The sequence below is a fragment of the Nocardia transvalensis genome (assembly GCF_015477765.1).
GTDB classification, from domain to species: domain Bacteria; phylum Actinomycetota; class Actinomycetes; order Mycobacteriales; family Mycobacteriaceae; genus Nocardia; species Nocardia transvalensis_A.
Genome location: NZ_JADLQQ010000001.1, coordinates 408,365 through 427,286, shown reverse-complemented (window position 1 = coordinate 427,286; position 18,922 = coordinate 408,365). Strand labels below are relative to the sequence as shown.

Sequence of the window (18,922 nt, the reverse complement as noted above, 5' to 3'; positions counted from 1 at the left end):
GGGCCTCGCCGCCGCGCCGAGAGTGAACTACCGTCAGCCGACCGGGCCCTTCCCGAGTTTCACCTGGGCCGTTCGGGTCTGGCCGGTCTGGTCGGCCACCGTCAGGGTGACTGTGTCGCCAGGATGGTACAGATCCATGGTGTTGACCAAGGCGGTCGCGGAATCCACGACATGATCGTCGATCCTGGTGATGACCATGCCCGGCAGCAGGCCCAGCTGATCGGCCGGTCCGCCGCGCACGACATTGCGCACCAGGGCGCCCGCACCGTTGGTGTCGCTGACCGAGACACCGAGGAAGGCGGACGGGCCGATATGCACCCGATCCGACGCTTGCCCGGCCTGGATCTGCTTGGCGATGGAGATCGCCTTGTTGATCGGGATCGCGAAGCCTTCGCCGCCGCCGGTGCCGAGCCGGAAGCCCTGCGAGGCCGCGGTATTGACGCCGATCACCTCGCCGGAGCTGTTCACCAGCGGGCCGCCGGAATCGCCGGGTTGGATGTCGGCGGCCACCTGGATCAACCCCGTCAGCTCCTCGGAGGAACCCGTGGATTCGTCGCTGGCGGTGATCGAGCGGTTCAGGGCGGTGACCCGTCCGGCCGCGGCGGTCGGCGTGCCGGTGCCACCGGCATTGCCGACGCCCACGATCGGATCGCCGACCGCGACCTCGTCCGAATCGCCGAGCGGTGCCGTCTTCAGCCCGGAGGCGCCCTGTAGGCGCACGACGGCCAGATCGTCCTGGCGGTCGTAGCCGATCACGGAACCGGAGTACGTCCGGCCGTTGCTCAGGGTGGTCACCTGGATCTCGGTGGCGCCCTGGATCACGTGGTTGTTGGTCAGGACGTCCCCGTTCGGGGTGATCACGATCCCGGTTCCGGCACCTTCACCGCTGCGCAGGCCGAGCCGGGTGTTGATGATCGCGACGCCCGGCGCCACCTTCTTCGCGGCCTCGGCCAGATCGGCCGGGGCGGTTCGCGCGTCGATCGATTGCACACTGCCCGGCAGCTGTGCCGACGGCCCGCCCGGAGCCAGTTCGTGGGATCCGAAGCGCGCGCCCACCAGCCCGATGGTCACGGCCAAGGCGAGCACGACGACCGCCACCATGCCGAAGATGTTCAGCCCGGACCGCGGCCGACGACCGTAGTGCCTCGGCGGTACCCCATACGGACCCGGCGGCGGCCCCGGCCACCCGCCCTGATTCGGATACACGGTCATCACGTCCTCGTTAGATCCACAACCTCTCTCTCCATTAAGCGCCCCCTTCCTGAGAGCCCGCTGGGTACTTCCAGTGCAACGGCAACGTCCCCGGCATCACTTCCCCGAACGGCCGCCGAGTCCGCAAACTCTGCCCCACCATCCGCCCGTCGAACCTGGATCCGCTGCTGCGGAAACGAGCCACCTCGGAGCAGATAACCGCTGCCCGCGTCTGGGCGGCCTTCCTCGTTACCCGTCTGGGCGGCCTTCCTCGTTACCCGTCTGGGCGGCCTTCCTCGTTAGCCGTCGGGATCGCCTTCCTCGTTAGCCGTCGGGACCGCCTTCCTCGTTAGCCGTCGGGACCGCCTTACTCATTACCCGTCTGAGCGCCCCCTAGGGCGTTCAGACGGGTCGTCAGTGGCCCACGTCCACCGGAACCGCTGTCGTGTCCGCAGGGGTGTCGGATTGCTTAGGTTTGCGGGAGCCGATGAACAGGGACGAGGCTGCTGCGCCGATCAGGAGGACTACGGCGGGCAGGATCATGGACTCGCTCAGGGCCCTGCTGAACTTGTCGAGGATTTCGGTGGGGAGGCGGGTCATACCGGCTCCGCCCTCCGGGGTCGTGCCGCCGCTCAGGCCCTGGGCCGTCATGCGGGAAGAGATGAGGGCGCTGATCGCGGCGCTGCCCAGGACGGAGCCGACCTGGCGCGTGGTGTTGTAGACACCGGCTCCGGCGCCCGCCTGGTGGATCGGCAGGTTGCGGGTGGCCGTCGACGCCAGCGGTCCCCAGATTCCGGCGTTGGCGAAACCGGCGAGACCGGCCGCCACCATGAAGATCGGGATCGAGCCCTCGGGCGTCATCAGTCCCACGAACCAGAAGATCGCCGCCGAGAACAGGGCGAACCCGATGGTCGGGATGATACGCGGCGCAAGCCGATCGGAGAACTTGCCGATGATCGGCGCCGCGAACCCGGTCACGATGGCCATGGGTGCGAACACCAGAGCCGATTTGGTCGGCGAATAGTCCCGCACCGCCTGCAGATAGAAGTACCCCGGCACCATCAGCGCGGCGGTCGAGGCACCCATGGCCGCGATGGCCAGGCTCGACAGCGCGAAGTTGCGCTCACGGAACAGACCCAGCGGCACCAGCGGCTCACCGGTATTGCGCGCCTGGTTGACCACGAACAGCCCCAGCACCACCAGACCGGCGATGATCATCGTCCAGATCAGCCCGTCCCAATCGCGCGTATTGCCCTCCTGAATCCCGAAGACCAGCAGGAACATTCCGACACCGCTGAGCAGCACACCGACGATGTCGAACTTGTGCTCGTGCGTCGGCAGGGCCGGCACCAACCACACCGCCAGCGCGAAGGCCACCACGCCGATCGGCACGTTGATGTAGAAGATCCAGTTCCAGCCCAGCTTGTCGACCAGCACACCACCCAGGATCGGGCCGATCAGTGTGGCCAGGCCCGCGACGCCGCCCCACATGCCCATGGCCGCGCCGCGCTTGTTCGGCGGGAAGGTGCGGGTGATGACCGCCATGGTCTGCGGCGTCATCAGCGCCGCGCCCAGACCCTGCACCGCGCGTGCGGCGATCAGCATCTCGATGGTGCCGGACATACCGCACCACAGCGAGGCGAGGGTGAACACCGTCAGCCCGACCAGATAGATGTTCTTGGGGCCGAAGCGATCACCGAGGCGCCCGGTCACCAGCAGCGGCACCGCATAGGTGAGCAGATAGGCGCTGGTCACCCAGATGACCTTGGTGATATCGGCGTGCAGGTCGGTCATGATCGCCGGATTGGCCACCGCAACGATGGTCATATCCAGCAGGATCATGAAGAACCCGACGACCAGCGCATTGAGCGCCAGCCACGGATTGCGTTGTGTGGTCATGGATTGGTTCCTTTCCGGAATTCGGCCAGCACGTCGTCGGTGACCGCGGAGCCCCAGTCGGCGCCGAGACCGCTGCGGTAGGTCTCGATGCGGGTCCCGTCCGGTGCGAATTGCTCCCAGGCCAGCGTGCCGTCGCCGAGTTCGGTGACGATGCGGCGCAGCCAGGCCAGTTCGGCCTCGACCTGACCGCGCAGGTATTCCAGGACCATCCAGTACCGGCGCGGCACCGCGTTGGCGGTGAGCCAGGAGTGGACGGCCTCGAGTTCGGTGAGGTCGTTCTCGAGCCAGCCGATCCGTTCGTTCAGCAGGCCGATGACCGTGTCCGCGGGCAGGTTGTGCGCCTCGGACACGGCCAACGGGAATATCGGATAGTCGCGGATCGGCTTGCGGATGAGTTCGGATATCCGGGCGCGCAGCGCGGTGGTGCCGGCCTCGGTGATCCGATAGGTGGTGCGTTCGGGCCGGTTCCCGGCCCTATCGGTGCCCTCGGCGTGCACCATGCCCTGTTCGGCCAGCCGCGTCACGGTGTGATACAGCGAGCCGGGCCGGATCTTGACCAGGTAGTCCTCTCGCCGGTGCAGCAGCGTCTGATACATCTCGTACGGATGCATCGGCCGCTCCTCCAGTAGTGCGAGCACGGCTATCGCCAGCGGCGTCAGCGTCGCACCCGGCTGCTCGGTCATTGCTATCCACGCCCTTCCCTCGCCACCGACTCTGAAACAGACCGGCGACCTCCTCCGAGACAAATATTCCATGCCGAATATACGATGCGGAACATCGGACCGACAAGGGAGGATGACGACAGTCACAGCCCTGCCGGGGGGCTTACAGATGCCGCAGATACAGGTCGGGAGAGTCCAGGAAGGCCCGCCAGTTGTGGACCATCTCGAGCCGGTCCCACTCGCGATACTCGATACCGTCGGCGGTGAGCTCCATGATCTCCGCCTCGGGGCAGGCCGCCAGGATGGGGGAGTGGGTGGCCATGATGACCTGCGAGCCTTCGGCCGCGAGGTCCATCAGCACGCCGACCAGTGCCAGGCAGGATTGGAATGACAGCGCGGCCTCGGGCTCGTCGAGCAGCCAAAGCCCCTGCCCGACAGGGCGATCGGCGATGTAATGCAGAAACGACTGGCCGTGGGAGAGCGCGTTCCACACCTGATCGGTGTCGCGCACACGCATGGCGTCGGCCCGCTCGAACAGGTTGATCATCGACTCGGCGCGGAGGAACCCGCCGTTCGTGGGTCGCGGGTACACCCCATCGCACCGCAGATGATCACCGAGATCGCTGTCGCCCGAGGTCCCGCCCGGCGACCACAGCAGATCCGCCCCGTGCATGCGACTGGTCCAGCTCCCGGCGATGGCCTCCACCAGGGTCGACTTGCCGATCCCGTTCTCCCCCACCAGAACCGTCACCGGCTTCTCGAAACTCAGCCCATACGCACACACTTCGGCAATCACCGGCACCTCCATGTACCAGGAGTCCGGATCGAAGCGCTCGGTCGGCACGAATTCGACGCGGCGCAGCAGTAGTTTGCTCATGCGTGCGATACCTCCTGGGCGATGCGAGATCCCGGCCAAAAGCATGCCCGCCGCCGATCTGCCCCATTCTTGTCGCCCGGCTTCACAGCGGAAACCCTATGCCGTCGGCGCGAAGGCCTCTTCGACGATCTCCGCCTGCTCGACCGCGTGCACCTTGTTCGAACCCGAGGACGGGGCCGACATGGCGCGGCGCGAGATGCGGCGCAGCTTGCTGAACCGCTCCGGCAGGATCTCCGGGAGGTTCAGGCCGAAGAACGGCCACGCACCCTGGTTGGCCGGCTCCTCCTGGACCCAGACGAGATCGGTGGCGTTCGGGTAGGTCGCCAGCTTCTCGTTCAGGCGGTAGGACGGGATCGGGTACAGCTGCTCGATGCGGATGATCGCCACATCGTCGCGGTTCTTCTTGGCCTTCTCCGCGGCCAGCTCGTAGTAGAGCTTGCCGGAGGTCAGCAGGATCCGCTTCACCTTGTTACGGTCGCCGTCGCCGCTTTCGTAGGTGGGTTCCTCGAGCACCGACCGGAACTTGTTGTCGGTGAAGTCCTCGATATTGGAGACCACGGCCTTGTTGCGCAGCATCGATTTCGGCGTGAAGACGATCAGCGGCCGGCGGATGCCGTCGAGCACGTGGCGGCGCAGCAGGTGGAAGTAGTTCGACGGGGTGGACGGCACCGCCACCGTCATCGAACCCTCGGCACACAGCTGCAGGAACCGCTCGATGCGGCCGGAGGTGTGGTCCGGACCCTGGCCCTCGTGGCCGTGCGGCAGCAGCAGCACGACCTCCGACAGCTGGCCCCACTTGGCCTCACCGGAGGAGATGAACTCGTCGATGATCGACTGCGCACCGTTGACGAAGTCACCGAACTGCGCCTCCCACAGCACCAGCGCATCCGGGTTGCCCAGCGAGTAGCCGTATTCGAAGCCGACGGCCGCGAATTCGCTCAGCGCCGAGTCGTGCACGGCGAACCAGCCCGGGTTCTTGCTGCCGATGTTGTGCAGCGGCGTGTACTCCGCACCCGACTTGCGGTCTATGACCACCGCATGGCGCTGGGTGAAGGTGCCGCGGCGGGAGTCCTGACCGGTCAGGCGCACCGCGCGACCCTCGTCGATCAGCGTGCCGAAGGCCAGCAACTCGGCGAAGGCCCAGTCGACCTTGCCCTCGTAGGCCATCTCGCGGCGGCGCTCCAGCACCGGCTTGACGCGCGGGTGGACCGTGAACCCTTCCGGCACATTGATGAACGCGTCGCCGATGCGCTGCAACACCGTCTTGTCCACGGCCGTGATCACCGTCGACGGCACGGTCTGCTCCATCTCGACCGACGGGCTCGGCGACGGCGGGTACTTCTCCAGCTCCCGCACCTCGTTGAACACCCGCTCGAGCTGACCCTGGTAGTCACGCAGGGCGTCCTCGGCCTCTTTCATCGAGATGTCACCGCGGCCGATCAGGGCCTCGGTGTAGGCCTTGCGGACGCTGCGCTTGGTGTCGATGACGTCGTACATGTACGGCTGGGTCATCGACGGGTCGTCACCCTCGTTGTGGCCGCGACGCCGGTAGCAGATCAGGTCGATCACGACGTCCTTGCGGAACTTCTGGCGGTAGTCCACGGCCAGTCGCGCCACCCAGTCGCAGGCCTCCGGATCGTCACCGTTCACGTGGAAGATCGGCGCGCCGATGAACTTCGCGATGTCGGTGGCGTATTCGGTGGAGCGGCTGTTCTCCGGGGCGGTGGTGAAGCCGATCTGGTTGTTCACCACGATGTGCACGGTGCCGCCGACGCGGTAGCCGCGCAGGCCCGACATGTTCAGCGTCTCGGCGACCACGCCCTGGCCCGCGAAGGCCGCATCGCCGTGCAGCATCAGCGGCACGACCGAGAAGGTGCGCGCCTCTTCGCCCTTGGTGACGAGATCTTCCTTGGTGAGCAGGTCCTGCTTGGCGCGGACCAGACCCTCCAGCACCGGGTCGACGGCCTCGAGGTGCGACGGGTTGGCGGTCAGCGACACCTCGATGTCGTTGTCGCCGAACATCTGGATGTAGGTGCCGTGCGCGCCGAGGTGGTACTTCACATCGCCCGAGCCGTGCGTGGCGGCCGGGTTCATGTTGCCCTCGAACTCGGTGAAGATCTGCTTGTAGGGCTTGCCGACGATGTTGGCCAGCACGTTCAACCGGCCGCGGTGCGGCATGCCGATGACGACCTCGTCGAGGGCGTGTTCGGCGCACTGGTCGATGACGGCGTCCATCATGGGGATGACCGACTCCGCGCCCTCCAGCGAGAAGCGCTTCTGACCGACGTATTTGGTCTGCAGGAAGGTTTCGAAGGCCTCGGACGCGTTGAGCCGCGACAGAATGTACTTCTGCTGGGCGACGGTCGGCCTCTCGTGCTTCTGCTCGACCCGCTCCTGAATCCACTGCAGCTGTTCGGGATCGAGGATGTGGGTGTACTCGACGCCGACGTGGCGGCAGTAGGCGTCGCGCAGGACCGACAGCACGTCGCGCAGCTTCATGCGCTCCTGGCCGTGGAAGCCCGCGACGTTGAATTCGCGGTCCAGGTCCCACAGGGTCAGGCCGTGCTGGGTGATGTCGAGGTCCGGGTGGCTGCGGAACTTGTCCTTGACCAGCCGCAGCGGGTCGGTGTCGGCCATCAGGTGGCCGCGGTTGCGGTAGGCGGCGATGAGCTCCTGCACGCGGACGCTCTTGTCGACGCCGCGCTCCTTGATGTCCTTGCGCCAGCGCACCGGCTCGTACGGCACGCCCATGCCGTGGAAGATCTCGTCGTAGAACTCGTCGGAGATCAGCAGCTGGTGGATGGTGCGCAGGAAGTCACCGGACTCCGCGCCCTGGATGATGCGGTGGTCGTAGGTGGAGGTCAGCGTCATCAGCTTGCCGACACCCATCTCGGCCAGCTGCTGGTCGCTCATGCCCTGGAACTCGGCCGGGTACTCCATGGCGCCCGCGCCGATGATCGCGCCCTGGCCGGGCATCAGCCGCGGCACCGAGTGGTTGGTGCCGATGGTGCCCGGGTTGGTCAGCGAGATGGTGACGCCGGTGAAGTCCTCGGTGGTGAGCTTGCCGTCGCGGGCCCGGCGCACGATGTCCTCGTAGGCGCTGTGGAACTGCGCGAAGGTCATCGTCTCGCAGTTCTTGATGGCGGCGACGACCAGCGTGCGGTTGCCGTCCTTACCCGGTAGGTCGATGGCCAGGCCCAGGTTGGTGTGCGCGGGGGTGACCGCGTTCGGCTTGCCATCGATCTCGGCGTAGTGCCGGTTCATGTTCGGGAACGCCTTGACCGCCTGCACGATCGCGTAGCCCAGCAGGTGGGTGAACGAGATCTTGCCGCCGCGGGTGCGGGCCAGGTGGTTGTTGATGACCAGACGGTTGTCGATCATCAGCTTGGCCGGGATGGCGCGCACGCTGGTCGCGGTGGGGATGGTCAGCGAGGCCGACATGTTCTTGACGATCGCCGCGGCCGGACCGCGCAGGACCTTCTTCTCGTCCTCGGCCTGCTCGGCGACCTTCGGGGCGCCCGTGGTAGGGGCGGCGTTGGAGGTCGGGGCGGGCGTGGTCTTCGGGCTGCGGATGGACGGGGCGGCGTTGTTCGGCGCTGCGGGAGTGGTCTGAGTAGGGCGAGCCTCCGGCGGCGCGGCGGCGGCGGAGGCGGCCGCGGCCACCTTGGGAGCCGGCGCAGGCGCGGGCGTCGCGGGGACGATCTTGGTCGGCGCGGCAGCGGGGGCCTGGGTCGTCGCGGGGGCGGCGGTCGGGGCGGCAGGCTTGCTGTTACCAGTGTCACCCCCCGGCGTCTCCGGGGTGTAGTCGGCCAGGAACTCGTGCCAGCTCTCATCGACCGACGACGGGTCTTGCTTGTACTTCTGGTACATCTCGTCGACGAGCCACTGGTTCTGTCCGAACTGGGATGTTGAGCTGCTCACAGCAGGTGTTCGCCTCATTTCGTTCTTCGCGCTGCGACGTTTGTGACGTGCTCGGCACGGGTAATCGGCTCGATACGCGCCGATGCGCCCCTTCTGAGGATAGGCCCAGCCCCACCCAGCGTCCCATCACGCCTTCCGCGGGTTCCTTCAGGTTGGGTAAAGTTCCGCCTTCGGGACCCGCAGCTCCATCGGAGCTTCGGCTCGAGACCGCCGGACAGACCTAGCCTCATGTGTGTCGACCAGTCCTCTGGTGAGAATATTCCTTCGCTTGCGGGTGTCGCTCCCCACAGTCCGGGGGTGTTGCCGCCCACAGCCGGGAATACGAGCCCCCCGCCCGCAGGAGTTCGCTGTGTGAGCCGATTTCGGCGATCCGCCCGCGTTCCACGACCGCGATGCGATCGGCCCGGGCGGCGGTGGCCAGCCGGTGCGCGACGATCACCGACGTGCGGCCGCGGGTCACCGAACGGCTGGCCGCCAGCACCTTTTCTTCGCTGGCGGGATCGAGGACCGCGGTGGCCTCGTCGAGCAGCAGCAGATCCGGGTCGACGAGTTCGGCGCGGGCCAGGGCGATCAGCTGCCGTTGCCCCGCGGACAGTCCGCGCCCGCCCTCGCCGACGGGCTGATGCATGCCGTGCGGGAGGGCGGCGATCATGTCCAGGGCGCCGACGGCCGCGGCGGCCCGTTCGATCTCCACACGGTCGGCATCCGGTTTGCCGAATGCGATATTGCTCGCGATGTCGCCGGTGAACAGGTGAGCTTCCTGCGGGACGACGCCCAGGCGGGCGCGGTAGTCGGCGAGGACGTAGTCGCGGACGTCGGTCTCGTCGACTCGGACGGCGCCGGTGCCCGGTGGGGCATCGCGTGGCAGGTCGTACAGGCGCGCAAGGAGTTTCACAATTGTCGACTTACCCGCTCCGGTCGCTCCTACCAGTGCCAGGCTGGTTCCGGCGGGGATGTGTAGCGAAATATCTTGCAGGGCGAGGTTTTTGGCGTCCGGATAGCGGAAATTCACGTTCGCGAAGGCGACGTCCGCCCGCAGCCGTGCATCGATCGCCACGGCGTCGGGCGGGTCGGCGGCGATGGAGGACGGGGTGCGCAGCAGCGTCGCGATCCGCTGCAGCCCCACCCGCGCCTGCTGATAGCCGTCGAAGATCTGCGACAGTTGCATGATCGGGCCGAACAGCAGGCCCAGGTACAGCACGAACGCGACCAGGGTGCCGGGGGTCGTAGAACCGTGAGCAACATCACGGGCGCCGACGTACACGACCACGGCCTGTGCCAGGTCGGCCCAGGCGACGACAGCGGCGAAGTACAGGGCGATGGCCCGCTGCGCCCGCATGCGGCTGCGCCGGTACCGGTCGGAGAGACCGGCGAAATGCCGGGCCGCCTGCGCCTCATGGCGGTAGGCCTGGATGGCGCGCAGACCGGCGACGTTTTCCTGGAAATCGGCATTGACGACGGCCACCCGCTCCCGCGCGGCCGAATACGCCACCGCGGACACCTTGCGGAACATCAGCGTGGCCGCGAGGAGCGGCGGCAGTGTGGCGAAGACGACCAGCGCCAGCCCGGCGTCGATCACCACCAGCGCCACCGCGATTCCCGCCGCGGTGACGATGCTGATCAGCGCGGTGCTCAGACCCGTCTGCAGGAAGGTCGACAACGCGTCGATATCGGTCGTCATCCGCGTCATGATCCGGCCCGACAGCTCGCGTTCGTAGTAGTCGAGCCCGAGCCGCTGCAGATGCGCGTAGCTGCGCACCCGCAACCCGTACAGCAGCCGCTCCCCGCCCCGCGCCGAGAGCAGCGTCGCGACCGTCTCGTCGGCCCAGCTGAGCGCGACCAGAACCGCACCGCCGATCGCGGCCGCCGCCAACACCTTTCCGCTGCCCATGGCCACGCCGTGGTCGAGCGCATACCGCGTCAGCGCGGGGAAGGCGACACCGATGAAACCGTCGATGGCCAGCAGTGTGACCACGATGGCCAACAGCCACCGCACCGGGCGCAGCAGCCGCCGCAGCCGGAAATCGGGTTCGGGCCGTTCCAGTTCGCGGTCGTCGAGTCCGGGTTGCGCCGTGGCCTCCGGCAGCCTGGCGAGCGGGCCACGGATCTCCGGGGGCACCTCGGTGCCGACGAGGCTCGACGATTCCACGGCATCGGAGCTGCGCCAAGGGTCGCCCGAACCGGCAGGTTCCGGGTCGGAGAGGCGGATGACGCGGTCGGCGTGGGCGAGGGTGGATTCGCGGTGGGCCAGGATGAGGGTCGTGCGGCCGGAGCGGGCGGGTAAACCGTCGAAGATGGCGGCTTCGGTGACGGCGTCGACGGCGGAGGTGGCGTCGTCGAGGATCAGGATGCGGGGGTTGGCGAGCAGGGCGCGGGCCAGTGCCAGGCGCTGGCGTTGGCCGCCGGACAGGGTGAGGCCGCGCTCGCCGACGACGGTGTCGTAGCCGTCGGGCAGTTCGGTGATGAAGTCGTCGGCCGCGGCCTGCTTGGCGGCCTGCCGGATCTCGGCCTCGGTGGCATCGGGGCGGCCGAGGGCGATATTGGCGGCGATGGTGTCGGAGAACAGGAACGGCTCGTCGAAGACCACACCGATCGCCGATCGCAGGTGCGTCGCGGGGGTTTCGGCGATGTCGACCTCGGAGTCGGTGCCGCGCAAGCTGATCCGACCCGCCGTGGGGGAGAAGAAACGCGGCAGCAACAGTGCCAGAGTGGATTTTCCGGACCCCGCGGGGCCGATGATCGCCACCGTCTCCCCGGGCCGCACACTCAGGTCGAAATCGCGAAGCACCGGTCTGTCGGGATCGAAACCGAAGGTCACACCGCGTATTTCGATGCCGAGCGGTCCGTCCGGCAGCGGTTTCGGCTCGGGCGGATCGATGGTCGCGGGCGCCTCGTCGATGACCTGATACACGCGTTCGGCGGCGGCGCGGGTCAGCTGCGCCATGACGATCACGGTGGAGATGATGCGCGTACTGGATGCGAGCATGGTGACGTAGGCGGCGAAGGCGAGGAATGTGCCGACGCCGATCACCGCGTGCAGCGCCAGCGTCCCGCCCAGCGCGATCACCGCCACCAGGCCGATCTGCGGGATCGCCGTCACGAGCGGCGCGAACCGGGAGTCGATCCGCGCCGCCCGCATCCGCTCCGCATACAACCGGCGACCGTGCTGTTCGAGCAGCGAAACCATCCGAGCCTCTTGCCCGAACCCCTTCACCACCCGAACCCCGGTGACGGTCTCCTCGACATGTTGCGCCAGATCGGCGGCCCGCTGCTGCGCCGACCAGGTCGCCGCATGAAACAACGGCCGCATCCGATACACCACGAACCCCAGCACCGGCATCATCAACAGCGCGACCGCCGCCAGCAGCGGCGACAACACCGCCATCACGACCGCGGCCATCGCGAAGATCAACACCGACGCCGCCGACAACGGCGCCATGGCCAATAACCCCTGCACCAACTGCAGATCACTGATCGACCGCGACACCACCTGCCCGGTCCGCAACCGATCCTGCCCCGGCCCGTCATACCGATGCAGCGCACTCAACAACCCCACCCGCAGCTCGTGCTGAACATCCAGCGCCAGCCGCCCCGCCATCCACCGCCGCCCATACGAGGTCGCGAACCGCACCCCGGCCAACCCCACCAACACCCCCGCCACGACCGAGATCGCCCCCAAATCCCCCACCCGAGCACTGTCCAACGCCCGCTTGGCGGCCAACGGCACGGCCACCTCCGCCGCCGCTCCGGCCACAACCGCCACAACCACCCCGGTCAACAGCCCCGGATGCGCACAAGCAGCACCCCACAACCGGCGGATCCACCCAGCTCCACCGCCGCCCGCGCCGCCCTCACTCACCCCCGTCGATCTCACCCACCCGACGTTACCTATGCCCACCGACAGAGCGTTGCCGGTGGGCAGGCGCCATGCGTTATCCGATGAGGCGAGGACACCCGGTTTCGTGACCAGGAAGTTGGAGAAGCTGCCCATGCGGGTGCCAAACCCTCGGCTCGTGCTGAAGAACTTTCGCCGACGACAAAGCGGCGGCAGGCGAGTCGGGTCTCCTGAGGACGCCGATTACATACTTCCGGCGGTCCGTCGCAAGGACATTCGCAGCCAGGAACGCTCCGGATTCTACGGTTACGTCCCCGCCGGGCAGGTGATGCCGGTCAGCTGCTCCGAGAGCGTCCACAGTTGCTCTGCGAGGTCGGGGTCGGCGGCTTCGGGTGATCGGCCTACCAGTGTCGGGTGGCCGCGGTATTCGTAGAAGCCGTTCGGGCCTATGTAGCTTGCGGGTGGTAGGGCGCGGCTGGCGGCGAACAGGGTTGGGAGTGCGCCGGATGCCGCGTCCTGGGCGATGAGTGCGTTGCCTGCGCGCATCACGGCGCCGAGCAGTCGGCTGCCCGAATGGCTCTGCAGATTGGTTGCGGCCCAACCTGGGTGGGCCGCGACGGACAGGCGGCCCGAGGCGGTGAGCCGGCGCTGCAGTGCGAGAGTGAACAGTAGGTTGGCGAGCTTGGACTGGGCGTAGGCGCCGGCGGGACTGTACGGGCGTGATTCCCAGTTCGGATCGTCGAGCGCCAGGTGGCTCCGGCGGTGTGCCTGCGAGGACACCGTGACCACACGATCGGTGATGCGGGGCAGCAGCAGTGCGGTCAGTGCGAAATGTCCGAAATGGTTGACGCCCATGTGGGTTTCGAAGTGGTCTCGGGTGCGACCTTCGGGCACCAGCATGATTCCGGCGTTGTTGATCAGTACGTCGATATCGCCGTCCCAGCTGTCGGCGAATCGCCGCACGGACGACAGGTCGGCGAGGTCGAGAGGGCGCACCTCCGTGATTCCGGAAATCCCGGCCACGGCCGCGCGGCCGCGTTGGACGTCGCGGACGGCCAGGATGACCCACGCACCCGCCCGCGCCAGTTCTCGGGCGGTTTCGAGGCCGAGGCCGCTGTTGGCACCTGTGATGACGACCGTGCGGCCTTCGAAGGAAGGCAGATCCGCGGCGGTCCAGCGATGATTTCCCATGCGCCAAATGTAGGCGTCGACTACATTGTAGTCAATGACTACATTTGTGGGTGGTTGGTTATCCTGCAACCACCATGAAGCCCACCTCACCGCGTTATCACCACGGCGACCTGCGCGCGGCCGTGCTCGAGCGAGCGGAAGCGACGCTGCGCGAGTCCGGCGTCGACGGGCTGTCGCTGCGGCAGCTCGCGCGGGATCTGGGCGTGAGTCACGCCGCGCCGAGCCGCCACTTCCGCGACAAGCAGGCCCTGCTCGACGCGTTGGCGCTGACCGGATTCGCGCGACTGGCAACGGTTTTCGCCGAGGTGCCCGCGGAATGCCCGGTCGCCGACCGGATGCTCGGGCTCGCTCGCGCGTATGTGCGGTTCGCCGTGGACAATCCGGCGCTGCTGGCATTGATGTTCGCCCGCAAACACAGCCCGAGTTCGGGCGCTGAGATGGCGGAGGCGGTGAGCCGGGCGTTCGCCACGCCGTTCGCGCTGATCTCCGAGGCCCAGGCGCGCGGGGAGATCGTCGGCGGCGACCCCACACGGATCGGAATGTCGACGGTGGCGTCGCTGCAGGGGCTGGCCACCTTCGTCGGGTCGGGTTTCATCGAAACCGACACTGCCGACGAGGTGCTCGCCGAAATGATCACCCACCTCATGAACGGCCTGCGGCCCCGCTCATGACACACGAACGACGAGGAGTTTCGCAGTGACCGCGACCGAGACACGGGCCCACCCCTTCGACCTGGCCACCGAACTGACGGCGCTGGGTGACGGCCGATTCGGCGGCCGGACGACCGCTCACTACGCCAACATGGTCGGCCCGTTCGGCGGGATCACCGCCGCGATGATGGTGCGGGCGATCCAGGACGACCCGCGGCATCTGGCTCATCCCGTCTCTCTCACAGTCAATTTCGCAGGCCCGATCTCCGACGGCCCCTTCGAGATCGAGACGCACCCGGTCCGCACCAACCGCAGCACGCAGCACTGGTCGGTAACCCTCAGCCAGAACGACGCCGTCACCACCACGGCAACCGCGGTGTTCGCCGAACGCCGCCCCACGTGGACGAACACCGAGATCGCCCCACCTGCGGCCCCCGCGCCGGACACCATCGCACCCACCGACATCCCCACTTTCGTGGCGTGGCCGGGCAATTACGACATGCGCTTCATCGAGGGCGACATCCTCGACATCGGCCGCGGCCACCCGTCGACCTCCACCACCACCCTCTGGGTCCGCGACAAACCGACGCGCCCTCTCGACTACCCCGCCCTCGCCGCCCTCAGCGATATCTTCTTCCCCCGAGTCATGCACCGCCTCGGCCGCCTGGTGCCCGCCGGCACCGTCACTCTCACCACCTACTTCCACGCCACCGCACCCCTTCTCCGAGCCCAGTCCAACCACCCCCTCCTGGCCACGGCCCGAGCCCACCACTTCGGCAACGGCTATTTCGACCAGGCCGCCGAACTGTGGAGCCACGACGGCGAATTGCTGGTCACCAGCCACCAACTCGTGTACTTCAAGGACGCGGATATATAGAGAGCCGGCCGCGACCGCGGTGGGTGAAGACGATCGAGACGAAGCGCGCGAACCGGGAATCCCGGCATCACCGACGACGAGCTTCGCGCCCTGATCCTCTCCGATGCTCTGTTCCGGATACCCGCGCTGTGGTGTGCCGAAGCCAACGCCGACGCGGGGAGGAACACCTATCTGTACGAGTTCGCGTGGCGCAGCCCGGCGCGCAACGGTGCGCTGCGGGCCTGCCACGGCCTCGATGTCCCCTTCACCTTCGACACCCCCCACAGTCCCCTCGCCGCCAGTCTCATCGGTTCGGAGATCCCGCCGGATTTCGCACCACTCTCGACCGCGATGCGCAGTGCCTTCGCCGCATTCACCACCACCGGCGACCCGGGCTGGCCGCAGTTCGACAGCACCGAGAGAATCCGCCGAATCTGGACAACCCCACCCTCACTGGGCAGGGACTCGCTGTCGACCTCTCGTCGGATCTGGCAGCGGCGAAAGCAAGATCATCATGAATCACCAACCGACGCTGCTCTCACCCATCCCTGGGTGGGTTCGACCGGGAAGCAGGGGATGAGGACCGGGTGGGCTGGGTCCAGGGCGTTGAGGGCGTAGCGGTAGGTGCGCTCGTTGAAGGCGATGCTGTAGTGGTCGGAGTGGTCGGCCGGGCAGCCGTCCTGCACGGTGATATCGGTGACGGTGGGGCCGTGGAGGAACTGGCGGGTGTATGGGTTGGAGCCTTGGTCGTATCGGGTGGCTATGACGGTGTAGGTGACGCCGGGGCGGGTGTCGCCGTTGGCCCAGATCTGTTGGGTGACTGCGGATTCGGAGCGTTGTTCGGCTATTGCGGGTGCGGTCGAAGCGATCGGGTCCGCGCCCGTTCGCGCAAGCAAGGTGCTGAGGGGTTCGAGGTCGAATCCGGGGACGTTGGTGCCGTGGTTGATGGGGGCGATGGCGATCATTTTGTCGACGTAGCGGTTGCCGTCGAGGAGGTTGAGGTAGTAGGCGGCGGCGAAGGCGCCGTAGGACCAGGCGAGCAGGTCTACCCTGGCCGCCCCGGTCCGCGCTCGGACCTTGTCGACCTCGGTGGCGATGTCCTGGGCGGAGTCGCGGGCGTGGGCGAGGCTCTGGGAGGGGACGTTCGGGTACGGGGTGATGTTTCCGTAGTTGAAGGTGAAGACGCAGTAGCCGTTGTTGCGCAGATACGGGGCGTCGGCCGAGAATGCCTCCGCCGTCGAGAACAACGGATTGATCAGGACGACCGGATTGGGGTGGGCGGGGGTGAGGCGGCAGGAGGGATCGTTGGCGCCGGGAGGCGCCCAATTCGGGTCGGCCAGGACGTGGAGCCGGTTCGCTTGGGCCGCAGCAAGATCCCAGACCACCGGCAGCGGTTCGGCGGCCGCCGGGCCCGCATGCAGCGCCGCGGCCGCGGCGAGCAGGGCCATCGCCGAGGGCAGTGCGAGCGCGGTGAGTCGGCGCATTACCGCCCGGCTTCGGCCATCATCCCCGCCATGCCGCGCACCATCATCGGTGTGGGCACCAGCCGGGTGCCGACGGCGCGGGCCACGCGGAACAGCGGATGCGCCGACTGGTCGAAGGTGCTCATGAACCGTGACCGCGCGACCATCCGGCGGGCGCGCTCCCGGCGCCGATTCTCGTACTCGCGCAATCCGCGGATCGGGTCGGCGTCGGTGGCGAGGCTGCGGGCCAAGGTGACGGCGTCTTCGATGGTAATGCTCGCGCCCTGACCGGCATTGGTGAGCATGGGATGCGCCGCGTCGCCGAGCAGAGTGACGGGCCCGGATCCCCAGTGTTCGAGGAACGGCCGATCCTGCATCGGCACCACGGCGATCGACTCCTCGGGTGTCGCACGGATGACCTGCTGAACCTCGTCGGCCCAGCCCTCGTAGGCGTGGCGGATGATGTCCTTCCCGCCGGACCAGTTCCGGGAGATCTCGGCGGGCATATCCTTTGTGCCCCACCAGTACACGCGCCCGCCGCCGAGGCGGTTGATGCCGAAACGCTGTCCGGCGCCCAGGTAGTGGTAGGCGGCACCCGAGCCCAGGCGCGGGTGGTCGAAGCCGGAGACGATCGCCAGCCAGCAGATGTAACCGGCGTCGCGCGGCTCCTCCGGCCCGGTCAGCCGCCGCCGGACGACCGAGTCGATGCCGTCTGCGCCGACGAGGATGTCGCCGTGGGCGCGCCGCCCGTCGGCGAATTCGACTGTGACGGACGCGGAGTCGGTAGTGAACCCTGTCGCCACCGCACCGTCGGTGGAGGGAATTCCATCGGCGCTGTCCCGCAATACATCTCGCAGATCGTCACGGCTGGTCAGAAGCCCCGATACACCCAGCCGGGCATGGACTTCCCCGAACGGCAACTCCTTGAGGGTCCGCCCCCGAAAGCTGTTGAACCGATACGACTCGAGGGTCTCTCCACACGCCGGGTCGATGCCCAGAGCACGCAACGCCGCAACACCATTGGCGGCCAGGGTGATCCCGTAGTTCGCGGTTCGGTCCCGGGCTCCGTAGACATCGACGTCGAGTCCGGCATCGCGCAGCGCGATGGCGGCGGTGAGACCGCCTATTCCGGTACCGAGCACGATCGCCTTACGCATCTCGTTCTCCGATCGTCTGCTGCACCAACCGCTCCCGTACGGGCAGCGCCGTCGGGACGGGGAAGGTCAGTGGCGCACTCAGCGATCGGACCAGCTGCCGGTGCGGTACGAGCCGCACGGCCGTATTGCGGACCGCGGCGCGCAGCCGCGAGGCGCCCTGTTCGAAGCGCGCGACGCGGCGGGCGCCGTTGACCATCGTGCGCGTCCGATCCCGGCGCTCGTTCTCGTAGCCGCGCAACGCTGTGACGGCGTCGGGAGCCGTGGCGAGGTGGGTGGCGAGGACGACCGCGTCCTCGATCGCCATGCCCGCGCCCTGCCCGAGGCTGGCCAGCATGGGATGGGCCGCGTCGCCGAGCAGCGTGACGGGCCCGCTGCCCCAGTTCTCCAGGAAGACGCGATCGGTTTCCGGGACACCGAGGATCGCGTCCTCGGGCGTCGCGTCGATCACCGCGCGCACCTCCTCGGGCCACTCGGCGTAGGCGCGCACGATCTGTTCCTTGTCGGGACGCCAGTTCCGGGCCTCGGCCTCCGGCATCTCCTTGGTCGCCCACCAGTAGGCCAGCCCGTGACCGATATCGATGAGCCCGAACCGCTGCCCCGCGGCCCAGTAGTGACTGGTGGATCCGGTGGGAAATCGATTGTGCGCGAAGGGAACCAGCGCCAGCCAGGCAATGTAGCCACCGTATCGCTCCACCTCGTCCGGGCCGACGAGCGTCCGGCGCACGGCGGAGTGGATACCGTCGGCGCCGATGAGCGCATCGGCCTCGGCGGTGCTGCCGTCGGCGAATCTCACCCGGACCCCGCCGGAAGGCAGCGTCTCGAATCCGGTGGCGACGGCGCCGAGATGGAAGGTGATGTCGTCCGCATGCGCAAGCATCGCCCGCTGCAGATCCGGCCTGCCGATCAGCACGGTGTCGTAGGGCATCGCGGCTCCTGCCTCGGTGACCGGAAGCTCCCGGATCAGGGCGCCGCCGGAGTCGAAGATCCGATAGCGCTCGAGGACTCGGCCCCGCTCCTCCAACTGGAGGTCGAGGCCGATACTCCGCAGCGCGGTATTGGCATTCGCGGCGACCGAGAGGCCGAAGCCCGCGGGCTTCAACTCCGGCGCCCGCTCGTAGACCTCGACATCGATGCCCAAGGCGCGCAACGAGATCGCGGCGGCGAGACCCCCGATGCCCGCGCCGATGACGATCACTCTCGGTGGTGTCTGTGCTGTCATG

Annotated in this window: 13 protein-coding genes; 3 read left to right on the top strand and 10 right to left on the bottom strand. The window is 67.8% G+C overall.

Features of this window, described 5'->3' with window-relative positions; all coding sequences use genetic code 11:
* Positions 1-33 precede the first annotated feature (33 nt).
* The 7 genes from IU452_RS01880 to IU452_RS01850 form a co-directional block, all read right to left on the bottom strand.
* The gene (locus IU452_RS01880) at positions 34-1,212 is read right to left on the bottom strand and encodes a S1C family serine protease (protein ID WP_228816267.1); all 1,179 of its coding nucleotides are present in this window, start codon (positions 1,210-1,212) and stop codon (positions 34-36) included.
* A 393-nt stretch (positions 1,213-1,605) separates the two neighbouring features.
* Positions 1,606-3,090, bottom strand: a complete 1,485-nt coding sequence (locus tag IU452_RS01875; protein WP_195107097.1) for a DHA2 family efflux MFS transporter permease subunit — start codon at positions 3,088-3,090, stop codon at positions 1,606-1,608.
* Positions 3,087-3,773, bottom strand: a complete 687-nt coding sequence (locus tag IU452_RS01870; protein WP_195107096.1) for a PadR family transcriptional regulator — start codon at positions 3,771-3,773, stop codon at positions 3,087-3,089. Before IU452_RS01870 ends, IU452_RS01875 begins: the two co-directional genes overlap by 4 nt.
* A gap of 142 nt (positions 3,774-3,915) precedes the next feature.
* A complete protein-coding gene (locus IU452_RS01865; RefSeq protein WP_195107095.1) occupies positions 3,916-4,629 on the bottom strand; it encodes an AAA family ATPase in 714 nt (237 codons plus the stop codon).
* Between the two features lie 96 nt (positions 4,630-4,725).
* Positions 4,726-8,568 (bottom strand): multifunctional oxoglutarate decarboxylase/oxoglutarate dehydrogenase thiamine pyrophosphate-binding subunit/dihydrolipoyllysine-residue succinyltransferase subunit, encoded by a 3,843-nt coding sequence (locus IU452_RS01860; protein ID WP_195107094.1) that lies wholly within the window; start codon positions 8,566-8,568, stop codon positions 4,726-4,728.
* 208 nt (positions 8,569-8,776) lie between these two features.
* Positions 8,777-12,541, bottom strand: coding sequence for an ABC transporter ATP-binding protein (locus IU452_RS01855; protein ID WP_195107093.1), 3,765 nt, complete (start codon positions 12,539-12,541; stop codon positions 8,777-8,779).
* A gap of 150 nt (positions 12,542-12,691) precedes the next feature.
* Positions 12,692-13,576, bottom strand: a complete 885-nt coding sequence (locus tag IU452_RS01850) for an oxidoreductase (protein WP_195107092.1) — start codon at positions 13,574-13,576, stop codon at positions 12,692-12,694.
* A 74-nt stretch (positions 13,577-13,650) separates the two neighbouring features.
* Here IU452_RS01850 and IU452_RS01845 point away from each other — a divergent pair, with 74 nt between their 5' ends.
* From IU452_RS01845 to IU452_RS39385, 3 genes are all read left to right on the top strand, one after another.
* Positions 13,651-14,247 (top strand): TetR/AcrR family transcriptional regulator, encoded by a 597-nt coding sequence (locus IU452_RS01845; RefSeq protein WP_195107091.1) that lies wholly within the window; start codon positions 13,651-13,653, stop codon positions 14,245-14,247.
* A gap of 25 nt (positions 14,248-14,272) precedes the next feature.
* A complete protein-coding gene (locus IU452_RS01840) occupies positions 14,273-15,103 on the top strand; it encodes a thioesterase family protein (RefSeq protein ID WP_324192389.1) in 831 nt (276 codons plus the stop codon).
* A gap of 66 nt (positions 15,104-15,169) precedes the next feature.
* A complete protein-coding gene (locus tag IU452_RS39385) occupies positions 15,170-15,700 on the top strand; it encodes a carboxylesterase family protein (RefSeq protein WP_195107469.1) in 531 nt (176 codons plus the stop codon).
* On the opposite strand, the gene IU452_RS01830 is transcribed toward IU452_RS39385, so the two are convergent.
* Genes IU452_RS01830 through IU452_RS01820 form a run of 3 tightly spaced genes read right to left on the bottom strand, consistent with a single transcriptional unit; the run spans position 15,595 to position 18,921 of the window.
* On the bottom strand, positions 15,595-16,566 hold the full coding sequence (locus IU452_RS01830) for an esterase/lipase family protein (protein WP_195107090.1): 972 nt from the start codon (positions 16,564-16,566) through the stop codon (positions 15,595-15,597). The genes IU452_RS39385 and IU452_RS01830 overlap by 106 nt on opposite strands.
* On the bottom strand, positions 16,566-17,702 hold the full coding sequence (locus tag IU452_RS01825) for an FAD-dependent oxidoreductase (RefSeq protein ID WP_195107089.1): 1,137 nt from the start codon (positions 17,700-17,702) through the stop codon (positions 16,566-16,568). The genes IU452_RS01830 and IU452_RS01825 overlap by 1 nt, the downstream gene beginning before the upstream one ends.
* Positions 17,695-18,921 (bottom strand): FAD-dependent monooxygenase, encoded by a 1,227-nt coding sequence (locus tag IU452_RS01820; protein ID WP_195107088.1) that lies wholly within the window; start codon positions 18,919-18,921, stop codon positions 17,695-17,697. Before IU452_RS01820 ends, IU452_RS01825 begins: the two co-directional genes overlap by 8 nt.
* Between the last annotated feature and the right edge of the window lies 1 nt (position 18,922).